This is a genomic window from Segatella albensis DSM 11370 = JCM 12258 (genome assembly GCF_000426565.1).
GTDB lineage: Bacteria > Bacteroidota > Bacteroidia > Bacteroidales > Bacteroidaceae > Prevotella > Prevotella albensis.
Genome location: NZ_AUFP01000021.1, coordinates 20,796 through 33,713, shown reverse-complemented (window position 1 = coordinate 33,713; position 12,918 = coordinate 20,796). Strand labels below are relative to the sequence as shown.

At 41.2% G+C, this 12,918-nt stretch carries 16 protein-coding genes and 1 tRNA gene; 7 read left to right on the top strand and 10 right to left on the bottom strand.

Annotated elements, in window-relative coordinates; genetic code table 11:
- On the top strand, nucleotides 1-306 hold a 306-nt coding region (locus tag K333_RS0108885; protein ID WP_027452539.1), incomplete at its 5' end, for an IS3 family transposase.
- Between the two features lie 80 nt (nucleotides 307-386).
- Here the strand turns inward: K333_RS0108885 and K333_RS0108880 are convergent.
- The 3 genes from K333_RS0108880 to K333_RS0108870 are packed head-to-tail and all read right to left on the bottom strand — an operon-like array spanning nucleotide 387 to nucleotide 1,968.
- A complete protein-coding gene (locus tag K333_RS0108880) occupies nucleotides 387-767 on the bottom strand; it encodes a DUF6557 family protein (protein WP_024990490.1) in 381 nt (126 codons plus the stop codon).
- Between the two features lie 20 nt (nucleotides 768-787).
- On the bottom strand, nucleotides 788-1,264 hold the full coding sequence (gene ribH, locus K333_RS0108875) for a 6,7-dimethyl-8-ribityllumazine synthase (RefSeq protein WP_024990489.1): 477 nt from the start codon (nucleotides 1,262-1,264) through the stop codon (nucleotides 788-790).
- 8 nt (nucleotides 1,265-1,272) lie between these two features.
- A complete protein-coding gene (locus tag K333_RS0108870) occupies nucleotides 1,273-1,968 on the bottom strand; it encodes a tetratricopeptide repeat protein (protein ID WP_024990488.1) in 696 nt (231 codons plus the stop codon).
- A gap of 201 nt (nucleotides 1,969-2,169) precedes the next feature.
- On the opposite strand from K333_RS0108870, the gene K333_RS0108865 reads away from it, so the two are divergent.
- From K333_RS0108865 to K333_RS0108840, 6 genes are read left to right on the top strand one after another with little or no spacing between them, the layout of a single operon-like run.
- Nucleotides 2,170-4,239: a M3 family metallopeptidase gene (locus K333_RS0108865; RefSeq protein ID WP_024990487.1), complete on the top strand. Its 2,070-nt coding sequence runs from the start codon at nucleotides 2,170-2,172 to the stop codon at nucleotides 4,237-4,239.
- A 3-nt stretch (nucleotides 4,240-4,242) separates the two neighbouring features.
- Nucleotides 4,243-4,683, top strand: a complete 441-nt coding sequence (locus K333_RS0108860; protein WP_027452585.1) for a deoxycytidylate deaminase — start codon at nucleotides 4,243-4,245, stop codon at nucleotides 4,681-4,683.
- Nucleotides 4,661-6,331, top strand: coding sequence for a S41 family peptidase (locus K333_RS12215; protein ID WP_024990486.1), 1,671 nt, complete (start codon nucleotides 4,661-4,663; stop codon nucleotides 6,329-6,331). The genes K333_RS0108860 and K333_RS12215 overlap by 23 nt, the downstream gene beginning before the upstream one ends.
- A gap of 19 nt (nucleotides 6,332-6,350) precedes the next feature.
- On the top strand, nucleotides 6,351-6,890 hold the full coding sequence (locus tag K333_RS0108850) for a 5-formyltetrahydrofolate cyclo-ligase (protein WP_024990485.1): 540 nt from the start codon (nucleotides 6,351-6,353) through the stop codon (nucleotides 6,888-6,890).
- The gene (recF, locus tag K333_RS0108845; RefSeq protein ID WP_024990484.1) at nucleotides 6,887-7,978 is read left to right on the top strand and encodes a DNA replication/repair protein RecF; all 1,092 of its coding nucleotides are present in this window, start codon (nucleotides 6,887-6,889) and stop codon (nucleotides 7,976-7,978) included. The genes K333_RS0108850 and recF overlap by 4 nt, the downstream gene beginning before the upstream one ends.
- The gene (locus K333_RS0108840) at nucleotides 7,971-8,261 is read left to right on the top strand and encodes a DUF721 domain-containing protein (protein ID WP_024990483.1); all 291 of its coding nucleotides are present in this window, start codon (nucleotides 7,971-7,973) and stop codon (nucleotides 8,259-8,261) included. Before recF ends, K333_RS0108840 begins: the two co-directional genes overlap by 8 nt.
- Here K333_RS0108840 and K333_RS12210 read toward each other — a convergent pair.
- From K333_RS12210 to K333_RS0108805, 7 genes are all read right to left on the bottom strand, one after another.
- On the bottom strand, nucleotides 8,248-8,943 hold the full coding sequence (locus tag K333_RS12210; RefSeq protein ID WP_024990482.1) for a Crp/Fnr family transcriptional regulator: 696 nt from the start codon (nucleotides 8,941-8,943) through the stop codon (nucleotides 8,248-8,250). The genes K333_RS0108840 and K333_RS12210 overlap by 14 nt on opposite strands.
- Before the next feature lie 6 nt (nucleotides 8,944-8,949).
- Nucleotides 8,950-9,975, bottom strand: coding sequence for an FAD:protein FMN transferase (locus K333_RS0108830; RefSeq protein ID WP_024990481.1), 1,026 nt, complete (start codon nucleotides 9,973-9,975; stop codon nucleotides 8,950-8,952).
- A complete protein-coding gene (locus K333_RS0108825) occupies nucleotides 9,972-10,664 on the bottom strand; it encodes a DUF6048 family protein (protein WP_027452584.1) in 693 nt (230 codons plus the stop codon). The genes K333_RS0108830 and K333_RS0108825 overlap by 4 nt, the downstream gene beginning before the upstream one ends.
- Nucleotides 10,615-11,085 carry a DUF6452 family protein gene (locus K333_RS0108820; protein ID WP_024990480.1) on the bottom strand — a complete coding sequence of 157 codons (471 nt, stop codon included), beginning with the start codon at nucleotides 11,083-11,085 and terminating at the stop codon, nucleotides 10,615-10,617. Before K333_RS0108820 ends, K333_RS0108825 begins: the two co-directional genes overlap by 50 nt.
- Nucleotides 11,082-12,032, bottom strand: a complete 951-nt coding sequence (locus K333_RS0108815) for a glycosyltransferase family 2 protein (RefSeq protein WP_024990479.1) — start codon at nucleotides 12,030-12,032, stop codon at nucleotides 11,082-11,084. The genes K333_RS0108820 and K333_RS0108815 overlap by 4 nt, the downstream gene beginning before the upstream one ends.
- A 23-nt stretch (nucleotides 12,033-12,055) precedes the next feature.
- The gene (locus K333_RS0108810) at nucleotides 12,056-12,592 is read right to left on the bottom strand and encodes a DUF4199 domain-containing protein (RefSeq protein ID WP_024990478.1); all 537 of its coding nucleotides are present in this window, start codon (nucleotides 12,590-12,592) and stop codon (nucleotides 12,056-12,058) included.
- Nucleotides 12,593-12,690: 98 nt separating this feature from the next.
- Nucleotides 12,691-12,764 (bottom strand) — tRNA-Thr (locus K333_RS0108805).
- Between the last annotated feature and the right edge of the window lie 154 nt (nucleotides 12,765-12,918).

Sequence of the window (12,918 nt, the reverse complement as noted above, 5' to 3'; positions counted from 1 at the left end):
GTATTACACTCTGATCAGGGATGGCATTATCAGCACATGATGTATCAGAAGATGCTCAAAGACCATGGAATAGTGCAAAGCATGTCAAGGAAAGGCAACTGTCTGGACAATGCTATGATGGAAAATTTCTTCGGACTGATGAAGAACGAATTGCTATACGTGAATCATTTTGAATCTATCGAAGAGTTTGAACGAGAACTGAAAAAATATATATGGTGGTATAACAATAAAAGAATAAAACTGAGATTAAAAGGAATGAGCCCGGCTATATACCGAGCTCACTACTATAGAGAGATAAATAATTAATATTTAATTAATCGTCCAACTTTTCGGGGTCACATCATTCTCTTTCTCTATTCTTTTTTGTACATTATTATATATAATGATTATTTTCTTAGCTTTTGAAAATCCTTCTCAAAACTTTGTGGATGCTTACCAATCAGGATAATGTTCAAAAGACAGTTGGCAACGATTTCTAAATCGTTTAAGTCTACGCCTTTGCCTTTCTTGATCTCTTTGCCGATAATGACATCCCAGGTGGTATAGAAACTGTTGTCATCTGCGCCGACATACATTCCGTTGGTATTAGGATCATCCATTAACTCATAACGAATAGTCTTCTTGCTGAGCGTAGGCTTTAATTCCTGAAGCATACTAAAAGCCTTCTCGTAAACGTCACGATGCAAATTCGCATTAGGAAACATGTTGTTTACTTCAGGGAAAACCTCATCGAACTCAAAAGCCTGAATCAATTGATATAGTTTCATCTCACCAGTAAATATTATGATTAGAATTTAGCCATCTTGATAGCAACGACAGCACATTCGTCTCCCTTGTTGCCTAGCTTTCCACCAGAGCGATCTTTAGCTTGCTGAAGGTCGTTTGTGGTAAGTAATCCATAAACAACAGGAATGTTTTGTGAAGCATTCAGTTTTGCGATACCGAAAGTGACGCCCTCGCAGATGTAATCAAAGTGAGGAGTTTCACCTCGAATTACACTCCCCAGAACGATAACAGCATCGAAACCATCGTTCTTACACATTTGTTGTGCACCGTAAATCAGTTCAAAACTACCGGGAACAGTCTTTACGTGAATGTTCTCTGGCAGAGCACCATGCTTTTTCAGTGTCTTTACAGCACCATCAAGCAGAGCACCCGTAATTTCCGGATTCCATTCTGCTACTACGATACCAAAACACATGTTACTGGCGTCCGGTACCTGATCAAAATCGTAGTCTGATAAATTATGTAATGCAGTTGCCATAGTCTAAATTACTTAGTACTTGCTCTCTCGATATACTTGTCGATTTCACCGCTTTGTACGAGAGCAGCAGTTACGTATTTTGCTTTGATATCCTGATAAATCTTCAAAGCTTCGTCTTTCTTATTCTGACTTTCAAGAAGCATGCCTGCCTCAAGACGAGAGATTGGAGCAATGCTTACGTTTGTATTGTCAGCAGCCTTAGAGTCTGCCATGTCAGCAGCCTTGTTGAATGCGTCAATAGCTTTGTCGATCTGGTTAACATGAGCATAAGCATGACCGAGAGCCATCTCTGCAGCAGGAGAAACCATTTGGTCGCCTTCTGCATCATATTCGTCGAGATACTTCACTGCTTCGTTCCATTTGCCAAGATTAGCATAGCTTAAACCTGCATAGAGGTTAGCAAGATTAGCAGCATCGGTACCAGAATAGTCATCAGCAATTTTGGTGAAACCTACATAACCAGCACCGTCACCATTCAGAGCTTTGTCGAACATTTCATTGTCGAAATATTCCTGACCTTTAGCCAAAGCTGTAGATGCTTTCTCCTCACGAGGGGCAGAAATGTAGTTCTTGTAAGCGAAAATACCAGCGATAACAATGATGATAGCCAATACTGCAATGATGATAGGCTTCTGGTATTTTACCACGAATGCCTCATGGATGTTGAGAGACTCTTCAGCTCCCATTAGATTGTTGTTTGCCATTTTTATTGATTTTTTTATTTTTATTTTCACATAATACGTCGCAAATTTACACAAAATCTCCTATATGGCGAAATTTTTAGCCACCTTTTTGCAAATCTTTCTCATTTACTCAACTCCTACAATTAAAAACGTTAAAATTCTGCTGATGTTACACGCCTTATATTCTTTTTTACTATCTTTGCATTTAAAATATAATTTAGTATGTCTGAGAATTTGAATAGAGAGAATCCTTTTTTCGTTGCGTATAATACTCCGCACGATACGGTGCCTTTTGACCGTATTCGTCTGGAAGACTATGAGCCTGCCTTTATGGAAGGCATTCGTCGCGATAATGAGGAAATTGATAAAATTATAAACAATCCGGATACTCCTACTTTTGAAAATACCATTGCTTTCAATGATCACTCTATGGGGGAGCATTATTATGATTTGCTTGATCGGGTCTCTAATGTGTTCAGTTGCCTGATGTCGGCAGAAACGAATGACGATATGGAGGCGCTTGCTCAGAAAATGAGTCCAATCCTTACCAAGCATGCTAATGATGTTTGCCTGAACGTGAAATTGTTCGAAAGGGTGAAATATGTTCATGACCATCCAAATCGTGAATTGAATGCTGAAGAAAAAATGCTTCTCGATAAGAGTTATGATGGTTTTGTTCGTTCTGGTGCTTTGTTGGATGAAGAGGGAAAAAAGAAACTTCGGAAGATTACCGAAGAGTCTTCGATGCTTGCTCTTCAGTTTTCGCAGAATCTCTTGAAGGAAACTAAGGCTTTTGAACTGCATATCACGGATGAGGCTCAGCTCGACGGACTGCCTGATACGGCGCGTGATGCTGCTCGTCAGACGGCCAAGGAAAAAGGAGTGGAGGGATGGATCTTTACACTCGATTATCCAAGTTATTCTCCTTTCATGACCTATTCTACTCAGCGTGAGTTGCGCAAAAAAATGTATATGGCCCGTAATACGGAATGTATTCATGATAACTCAGAGAATAACCTCGAGATTTGTAAACGACTGATTAATCTCCGCCGACAACTTGCTCAACTCTTAGGATATGATACTTATGCAGACTATGTCCTTAAGCATCGAATGGCATCGAATGTGGAGAATGTCTATAAGTTGTTGGACGATTTGATTGCTGCCTATAAGCCTACGGCCATCAAGGAAGTTGAGGAGATTGAGGCGATGGCTCGTAAAATGGAAGGGGAGGATTTCGTTGTCGAACCTTGGGACTTTGGTTTCTATTCGCATAAACTCCAAATGGAAAAATATAACTTCGATGCAGAAATGCTTCGTCCATATTTTCAGTTGGATAAAGTTATCGAAGGTGTATTTGGACTGGCTCATCGTCTTTATGGTATCACTTTCAAAGAAAATAAGGAGATTCCTGTATATCATCCTGATGTCAAGGCTTTCGAGGTTTTTGACGAGGATGGCTCTTTCCTAGCAGTATTCTATGCGGACTTCCATCCGCGAAAAGGTAAGCAGGGAGGTGCTTGGATGACGGAATTCAAAGGGCAATGGATTGATGATAAAGGTGTGAACTCACGTCCTCATGTTAGTGTAGTGATGAACTTTACCAAGCCGACAGCTGAGAAACCAGCTCTCTTGACTTTAGGTGAGGTGGAGACTTTCCTTCATGAGTTTGGTCATTCGCTTCATGGTATGTTTGCGAATACGAAATACGCAACACTTTCCGGCACTAACGTATGGTGGGATTTCGTAGAACTTCCATCGCAATTTATGGAGAATTATGCCACGGAGAAGGAGTTCCTACGTACATTTGCCTTCCATTATCAGACGGGCGAACCATTGCCGGATGAGTTGATTACCCGCATCCATCAGTCTCGTAACTATATGGCGGCGTATGGTTGTCTGCGACAGGTAAGTTTCGGTTTGCTTGATATGGCTTACTATACCAAGAAGGAAGAGTTTACTGATGATATCATTTCGTTTGAGAAAAAAGCATGGGCAGATGCTATGGTTACCCCACAGTTGCCGGATACCTGTATGACCGTGCAGTTCTCTCATATCATGGCGGGAGGCTATTCTGCTGGATATTATAGTTATAAATGGGCCGAAGTGCTTGATGCAGATGCGTTTAGCGTATTCAAGAAGTCTGGTATATTTGATAAGACTACAGCAACACGCTGGCGTCGTGAAGTGTTAAGCAAGGGCGGCACAGAGCATCCTATGGTTCTGTATAAGAGATTCCGTGGAGGCGAACCGACGATTGATGCTTTACTGGAGCGTGATGGCATAAAAAAATAAATCATGGATAAACAGGACAAATTAGACGAGCGCTATCTTCGTATGGCACGTATCTGGGCAGAGAACAGTTATTGTAAGCGTCGCCAGGTAGGTGCTCTTGTAGTGAAGAACAAGATGATCATCTCGGATGGATATAACGGTACTCCGAGTGGTTTTGAGAATGTGTGCGAAGATGCCAATGGAATTACCAAACCGTATGTCTTGCATGCAGAAGCTAATGCAATTACCAAGTTGGCTCGTAGTGGCAACAACTCGGATGGCAGTACGTTGTATGTTACGGCGTCGCCTTGTATCGAATGTGCCAAACTGATTATCCAAGCGGGTATACGCCGTGTTGTTTATGGTGAAAAATATAGACTGACCGATGGTATTGACTTGTTGAAGCGTGCCGGAATAGAAGTCGTATATAAGGAAATAAAAAATGGAGAAGATCAAGACAAATAGATGGACACCGATGATTATGGCAATCTGTGTCATTGCCGGTATCATCATTGGTTCTTTCTTCACAAGTCATTTCTCAGGAAATCGACTGAGTATAATCAATTCGGGCTCTAATCGCTTGAATAATCTTTTGCATATCATCGATGATCAGTATGTTGATGAAGTGAATGTAGACTCTTTGGTAGATTTGGCTATTCCGCAGATCTTATCTGATTTGGATCCACATTCTACCTATATTCCTGCTAAGGATGTACAGGCCGCAGAGGATGACCTAAAGGGTTCTTTCTCGGGTGTCGGAATCGAATTTACGATTCGTGAGGATACGATTCATGTGCAGAATGTTATAGATAATGGTCCTTCTGAAAGGGCTGGCATTCTTGCTGGTGATAAGATCGTTGCAATAGACGGGAAACCTTTCGTTGGTAAGGTGGTTACGAATTCGGAGGCGATGAAGCGTCTGAAAGGTCCAAAGGATACGAAGGTAAAGATTGGAGTGGTTCGTTATGGCTCGAAAGGAATCAAGACTTTTGAGGTGACACGTGGGGAAATACCTCAAAAGAGTATTTCTTCAACCTATATGCTTGATGATAATACTGGATATATCCGTATCAAGAATTTTGGTGAGACCACTTATCCTGAACTTTTGGTCGCATTGGCTAAGTTATCGGAGAGTGGCTTCAAGAATCTTATCATAGATCTTCGCGATAATACGGGTGGATATCTTCAGAGTGCTGTGCAAATAGCAAATGAGTTCTTGCCAAAGAATAAGCTTATTGTTTATACTCAGGGACGCAAGAGTCCTCGCAAGGATTATCAGAGCGATGGTAACGGCAGTTATCAGAAACTCCCGTTGGTGGTGCTCATCAATGAGGGTTCTGCTTCGGCTGCCGAAATCTTTGCCGGTGCGATGCAAGATAATGACCGTGCAACGATTATCGGTCGTCGTTCGTTTGGTAAAGGATTGGTACAGCAGCAGATTCAATTCCCTGACGGTTCTTTGATCCGACTTACTGTAGCGCGTTATTACACACCTTCAGGACGTTGTATCCAGAAGCCATATGAACCAGGAGACGAACAGGATTATGCTCAAGACTTGTTGAACCGTTATCAGCATGGTGAGTTCTTCTCTCAAGACAGTATCAAGCATAGAGGTCCTGCTTATCATACAAGTATTGGTCGTGTGGTATATGGCGGTGGTGGTATCACACCAGATATCTTCGTACCGGAGGATACCAGTGATGTTACGTCTTACTACAAACAGGCTGCGATGAGTGGTTTGATACTGCAATATGCATTTACTTATACAGATAATAATCGCCCTAAGTTGAATAACTTTAGTGAGATGATGGAATTGAGCGATTATCTGGAGAAACAGGGATTGGTAGATCAATTCGCTTCTTATGCGGAACAGCGTGGACTCAAGCGACGCAACTTGTTGATTCAGAAGAGTTATCATCTTCTCGACCGTTATATCAATAGTCGTATTATCTACAATATGCTCGATGAGAATGCGTGGAATCAGTATCTCAACTTGGATGACCCTGTTATCAGAAAGGCTCAACAGGTCTTTGCAACGGATTCCTCATTCCCTAAGTTGACAACGCCTACAGAGACTAAGTCTACAGCAAAGTCTCAGAAGAAGATGAAATAGGAGCTTAGAAGGGTAGTAGATGGATAAGAAATCATTGCGTAAAACTATTCGTGGACTCAAGGCGGAGTTTACATCCGACCAACTTCGCCAATGTTCACGTCCGATAGTTGACAAGTTACTCTCACATCCGAAAGTAACTTTGTCGCATACTATCCTCGCTTATCTCTCGATGGAAGATGAAGTGGATACGCATCAATTGGTGGACCGACTGCTTGCTGAGGGGCATCGCATCTTACTGCCTGTCGTTGTTGATGATACAAATCTTGAGGTTAGAGAATATACCGGTCGGGAATGTTTGCTCCGTCAGGGCAAATATCAGATAGAAGAACCTCAGGGAAATCCCTATACCGCACTCGAGGACATTGATTTAGTCATAGTACCGGGAGTAGCCTTTGATAGAAAAGGACACCGTATAGGGCGTGGACGTGGCTATTACGATCGATTTCTTCGCAAGATACCTCAGGCTTATAAGATAGGAGTCGCCTTTGATTTCCAATTGGTCGATTCTGTTCCTGTGGACGAGAATGATTTGAGCATGAATGAAATACTCATAGGATGATATTAAAGAAACTTTCGATAATCAATTATAAAAATATTCGTACTGCCGATTTAGAGTTGTCACCGAAGATCAACTGCTTTATCGGACAGAATGGAGTAGGTAAGACCAATCTACTCGATGCTGTCTATTATTTGTCTTTTTGCCGTAGTGCATTCAATCCTATAGATTCACAGGTCATCACCCATGATCAGGATTTCTTTGTAATTGATGGTACTTACGAGAATGAGAATGGTGAGGAACTGAATATCTATTGTGGAATGAAGCGTGGTACCAAGAAGCATTTTAAGCGTGATAAGAAAGAATATAAGCGCTTGTCTCAGCATATCGGCTTGATTCCTTTGGTCTTTGTTTCACCATCAGATACCACACTGATAGAAGGAGGTAGTGAAGATCGTCGTAAGTTGATGGATGTTGTCATCTCTCAGTATGACCATGGTTATATAGAAGCTTTGACAGGCTATAACAAGGCATTGCAGCAGCGTAATGCACTTTTGAAGATGGATGAAGAACCTGATGCCTCCTTACTTGATATTTGGGAAGAAGAAATGGCTCGACATGGAACCTTGATCTATCAGAAACGTAGTGCATTTGTTGAAGAATTGGTACCTGTATTCCAAGATATCTATGACCAAATCTCTGGTAAGTCAGAACAAGTATCGCTGAAGTATATCTCTCATGGACAGCGTGGTGACCTATTGGATGTTATCCGTCGTGATCGTTTCAAGGATCGTGCCGTTGGCTATTCTCTCCATGGTGTTCATCGTGATGACCTGGAGATGTTGCTGGATGGTTATCAAATGAAGCGTGAAGGTAGTCAGGGACAGAATAAGACCTTTGTGTTGGCTTTGAAGTTAGCCCAGTTTGATTTTCTTCGTCGTACATCAAGTCAGAGCACTCCATTGCTGTTGCTCGATGACATATTTGATAAGTTAGATGCCAGTAGAGTAGAACGTATTGTCAAACTAGTAAGTAGTAGTCGGTTTGGTCAGATCTTCATTACTGATACCAATCGTGATCATCTCGATCAGATATTACAGCATAGTCATCTTCCATATACCATATTTCAAGTTCCAATAGAAAATGTTTAAGCGACATCCAGAAAATTTAGCTGATATCCTTGCGAAGGCTATTCGACAGTCGGGCTTGGAGACACCTCTTCTCCAGAAAAGATTGGTTGACAACTGGGAAAAGGTTGTAGGTCCGGTATATGCACGTTATACAGGAAATAAATTTATCAAAAATCAAATACTCTTTGTAAAGATCCTGAGTCCTGCTGTACGCGAAGAATTAAGTTTTCGTCGTTCGGCATTTGTCCGTGCCCTTAACCAATCAGTAGGGGCACAGATTATTACAGATATCAAGATTTATTAGGAACTGCATGTTTCCCGTTGATAAGCATTTTCATCTCTGGGATTACAAATCTTCCTCTGAGGAGTTTTATCAAACCTTCACTTTCCATCTCGTTGAGTGCTTTGCTCACGTCCAGCCTGCTGTCGTTTACTTCTTGTGCCAGTTGGCGCATCTTGATGTATATGACTTTCTCTCCTGTTGGGTCACAGACATGTCCTGCAATCCATCTAATGATATGTCCTTTGACATCTTGGGGAGAATGTTTCCATACCCAGTCTGCAGAGCGCTGCCCGTAAGTAGATATGATATTGAGAAGATTCAATCTGAAGATTTCATAATTAGCCATCAATTTCAAGACCTCCGATTTCATTAACCATACAAAGTTACAGTCTTCCCTTGTTCGGTAAGTCTTGGTATATCTTTGTCTAAGTCCGAATATTCGTTCGGGTTGCAATACTTCTGGTCCTGTGGTGCTTTCTATAATACGGTAATTGTGGTCGTCAGATATATTTTCTATTTCTAGTGTACCATTCAGTAGGAAATACAGTCGATGACATTCTTCTCCGGCGCATACCACTTCTTTATCGGCTTCTATTTTCTCGAATCCGAATTTAGTACGTGCCAAGATTTCCGTCATATCAACTCTGCTGAGTCCTTGGAAGAGTGGCAGTTCTAGCAATTTGTTGTATATCTGCAACTCCATGACCGTTTATTCTTCAACGTTCTTCTTTAAGTTTTCTGAGTACCAGACTTTGTTCTTGCCGTTGGCATCATAGATTAGATACCCCATGAAATCATTGTGTCTGTCAATGATCTTTTCCGCGTTCTCAATACCCATTACCATGAAAGACGTTGCATAAGCATCAGCTTCAGCACAAGTTTTGGCTAGTACCGTAGAAGAGAGCAAACTGTGTTGTACAGGATATCCACTCTTCGGGTCGATAGTATGTGCATACTTCTTGCCATTCTTATAGTAGAAGTTACGATAGTTACCACTTGTGGCCATTGCCTTATCGGTAACGTTCAATATTGTCTGTATTTCATTGTTTGCCTGTGCCTTGTCATCACTAGGTTTGGTTACACCGATTTTCCAAGGTAATCTTTTTGGCGACATACCCTTAGTGACAACTTCACCGCCAATTTCAATCATGAAGTTTTTGATACCTTTGGATTCAAGGTATCGGGCTACTACATCACTACCAAATCCTTTAGCGATGGCACTAAAGTCTACCATGATATTCTTGTTGGCTTTCTCAATATAACGTTTCCCTCCAACATTTACCAATTTCAACTTGTCCATGCCGATATATTGCTTCAAACTGTCTACCTGAGCCTTGTCAGGCATCTTACCATTCTTGAATCCAAATCCCCATGCATTGACAAGAGGAGCTACGGTTACATCAAAGGCACCATTGGTATCCTTGTTGATACGAGAAGACAAATCCCAAAGTTCACAGAACATATCTGAGAGTTCAGGCTTTTCACCACGATTGATCTTCGATACTGTACTTTGTTTATTGAACATCGAAAACTCGTTGTCTACCTTCTTTAATTCCTCTTCTATGCCAGTCTGAAGATCCTCATCACTCTGATAAGTAATATGATATATAGTACCGAAGACGAATCCTTGATTCTGTTGGAAAACGGTGTTTTGCTGCGAACGAATGATCCATATAGATCCAAAGATGAGGATCAAGAGAAATGGAATCTGAAAGAGTAGTTTTTTATTTTTCATAATTCTATGATAAAATTGAAAGTTCCACCTATCTGTGAATCGCTGGTCTTACCGAATCCTGGCACATACCATGTCTTGCCGAGAAATCCGTCTTGATGTGCGATTCTCTTTTTATATCTAATGCTCCAACCTAATCGGATAGGTCCCCAGATTTTCACGTCGACGCCACCGACAGCCTCTAACCAATGTTGGTTGGCTTTTACGCCTTCTGCTCCAAATGTCACATCATCACCCCAGACAGGATCTACCAGATGAGGCTGGCTTACGTCAAACTTATATGAGGTAAAAGCGTATCTGAAACCAGCAAACAAACGATAAATATCATGCTTGTCCTTTAGTAAGTTCCAGTCGCAACCGATTCTTCCGTATGGAGCAGCCGTCTTATATCTTATTTGTGTCGATTCATCAGTAGCATCAGCCTTACCAACACCTAATTCAACAACAGGATAAAACTTATCCTTGATGTCGAATCTTGCCTGTGCCTCATATTGACCATAGTCGCTTACTGCCATCTGTATAGGTCCGATAAGGTCTGCAGAGATAGCAATATGTTGTATCACTTTTATCTTCTCGGTATTGCTATTTTGCTCAATTTTTTTCTCCTGAGCATTTGCCGGCATACCGATAATCAGTAGAAGACTAGTGCAAATGACGGAAATAGATGCTAAAATGTTTTTTGCTGTAATCATAATCTACGTCTCTATGATTTATCACGATTGAGTCGATGGCATGATGCGTTGTTGTCACGTCAAGGAGTTTATGGAAGACGCTAGGACTGCAATCAACCGATTCAAAATGATCGAAGTTACTTTTTGTTATTACAACGGTATCTATCGTCTCTGTACCCGATTTCATCTTGCTTACAAAGTATAATATGTCCTTGTCCCCAGTATAGCTTATTGGCAATTGCAGAGAATCAGGGTTCGCAAGTTTGTTTAGCTGTACCCCCTCATTGTCCGTATGTCTAAAACTGATGACGCTCAGGGTATCTACAGTAGAGTCACTCATTACCTTATAATAGGTATAAACGCTATTGTTCAGCGGACAGTCCAGTGTAGAACATCCCACAAGAACTAATACAGCAATGATAAAACCTAGGATTTTTCTCATAGTCTTTTCTCTATCTGATAGTCGTTGCGGTTAGGATTCTGGCGTGAAAGCAAATCGCCGATAAATCCAGCGAGGAAGAACTGACTTCCAAGCATCATAGCTGTAAGAGCGATATAGAAGTATGGTGAATCGGTGACCAAGTTACCATAGATTCCATCTGAGAGATCGATCATCTTATTGATACCTAATGCGCAGAGAGCAATAAATCCAATAAAGAACACAAAGCTACCCAGCAGACCGAATACATGCATAGGTTTCTTACCGAAGTTAGTTAGAAACCATAATGTGATCAAGTCAAGATAACCATTGAAGAAACGGTTGATACCGAACTTTGAAACACCATATTTGCGAGCTTGATGATGTACGATCTTTTCACCAATCTTGTTGAAACCGGCATTTTTTGCAAGATAAGGAATATAGCGATGCATCTCACCATAAACCTCGATGTTCTTTACGACATCGCGCTTATATGCTTTCAATCCACAGTTGAAGTCGTGCAGGTTATGTACACCTGAAACTTTTCTGGCTGTTGCATTAAAGAGTTTTGTAGGAATCGTCTTTGTCAGCGGGTCATATCTCTTCTGTTTATAACCAGAAACCAAATCGTATCCTTCCTCGGTAATCATCTTATACAGCCCTGGAATCTCGTCAGGAGAATCCTGAAGATCGGCATCCATAGTTATGACCACATCACCCTGTACAGCCTCGAATCCACAGTACAGCGCAGGACTCTTACCATAGTTTCTACGGAATTTGATGCCATGTACATGTTCATCCTTTTTCGCCAATTCCTCAATGATCTGCCAACTGTTATCAGTAGAACCATCATTGATGAATAAGATTTCATAGGTAAAATGATTATTCTCCATCACGCGGGTTATCCATGCGTGGAGTTCAGGAAGAGATTCTGCCTCATTGAACAAAGGCACTACAACTGATATATCCATATCTTAATATTTTATACTTTCAATTATCTGTTTTTAAACCAAAGTGCTACAGGAATACCGAAAATGATGCCTATGATGATATTGGTAGACATAATTTCGATGGCGAAATCGAGCGGACCATACTGTGCAAAAGCTTGCGAATATACGTCAATGAATTTCTTGGCGGAGATTCCTGAGTCGGCAAGTGCCTTGGTATTTTGTGGCAATGAAATGAAATCGATGAACGAAATGAGCAGTTGTCCATGGTCGAAGAATGCAAAATATACCCACACTGCAGCTGCCATCAGCAATGAGCCATAAAAGAAAATCAATGTGACGTATCCGTAGATAGAACTAAAGTTCATAGGGTGCTCGATGACCTGTGTGCGGAGGTATTTCACATATATAGTAATAGCATATAGTGAGAATAAACCAACAGCAACACCTGCAAGTTGCATCAGACCATTACCAATTCCGTATACACCTAACAGGAAACTAACAATCCAGGTTAATCCCGTAAAGGTACCAAACTGTCTTGCAAAGCCTGCCAGTTGTTTCATTTCAGTATTGTTCAGTATCATAATAAAATTTTCTGCAAAGATAACAATTTTCTTATTAATCTAATCATGTAAAGGTATAAAAAACAAAAAAGTCCACACTAGATAGTGTGAACTTCTTGAGCCTCTTGTCGGATTCGAACCAACGACCCCGAGATTACAAATCACGTGCTCTGGCCAACTGAGCTAAAGAGGCGGGTGGGCAAGCGATTCTTATCGCGCCGCTACAACCAAGTACCCTTGCTATGTTCCCATCCTGGGGGATTCCGAGGGAGCTGGCCGTAAGAGACTTGCCCGTCGTCTTTATTTCTAAAGCGAGTGCAAAAGTACAAAGTTTTTTTCTAACTACC

Bases quoted from the DNA above. Each gene is read 5' to 3' on its own strand.
- K333_RS0108880 (WP_024990490.1), bottom strand. From the start codon at position 767: ATGAAACTATATCAATTGATTCAGGCTTTTGAGTTCGATGAGGTTTTC.
- K333_RS12210 (WP_024990482.1), bottom strand. From the start codon at position 8,943: ATGGAGTTGCAGATATACAACAAATTGCTAGAACTGCCACTCTTCCAA.
- K333_RS0108860 (WP_027452585.1), top strand. From the start codon at position 4,243: ATGGATAAACAGGACAAATTAGACGAGCGCTATCTTCGTATGGCACGT.
- K333_RS0108820 (WP_024990480.1), bottom strand. From the start codon at position 11,085: ATGAGAAAAATCCTAGGTTTTATCATTGCTGTATTAGTTCTTGTGGGA.
- K333_RS0108870 (WP_024990488.1), bottom strand. From the start codon at position 1,968: ATGGCAAACAACAATCTAATGGGAGCTGAAGAGTCTCTCAACATCCAT.
- K333_RS0108830 (WP_024990481.1), bottom strand. From the start codon at position 9,975: ATGAAAAATAAAAAACTACTCTTTCAGATTCCATTTCTCTTGATCCTC.
- K333_RS12215 (WP_024990486.1), top strand. From the start codon at position 4,661: ATGGAGAAGATCAAGACAAATAGATGGACACCGATGATTATGGCAATC.
- recF (WP_024990484.1), top strand. From the start codon at position 6,887: ATGATATTAAAGAAACTTTCGATAATCAATTATAAAAATATTCGTACT.
- K333_RS0108810 (WP_024990478.1), bottom strand. From the start codon at position 12,592: ATGATACTGAACAATACTGAAATGAAACAACTGGCAGGCTTTGCAAGA.
- K333_RS0108840 (WP_024990483.1), top strand. From the start codon at position 7,971: ATGTTTAAGCGACATCCAGAAAATTTAGCTGATATCCTTGCGAAGGCT.
- ribH (WP_024990489.1), bottom strand. From the start codon at position 1,264: ATGGCAACTGCATTACATAATTTATCAGACTACGATTTTGATCAGGTA.
- K333_RS0108865 (WP_024990487.1), top strand. From the start codon at position 2,170: ATGTCTGAGAATTTGAATAGAGAGAATCCTTTTTTCGTTGCGTATAAT.
- K333_RS0108815 (WP_024990479.1), bottom strand. From the start codon at position 12,032: ATGGATATATCAGTTGTAGTGCCTTTGTTCAATGAGGCAGAATCTCTT.
- K333_RS0108825 (WP_027452584.1), bottom strand. From the start codon at position 10,664: ATGATTACAGCAAAAAACATTTTAGCATCTATTTCCGTCATTTGCACT.
- K333_RS0108850 (WP_024990485.1), top strand. From the start codon at position 6,351: ATGGATAAGAAATCATTGCGTAAAACTATTCGTGGACTCAAGGCGGAG.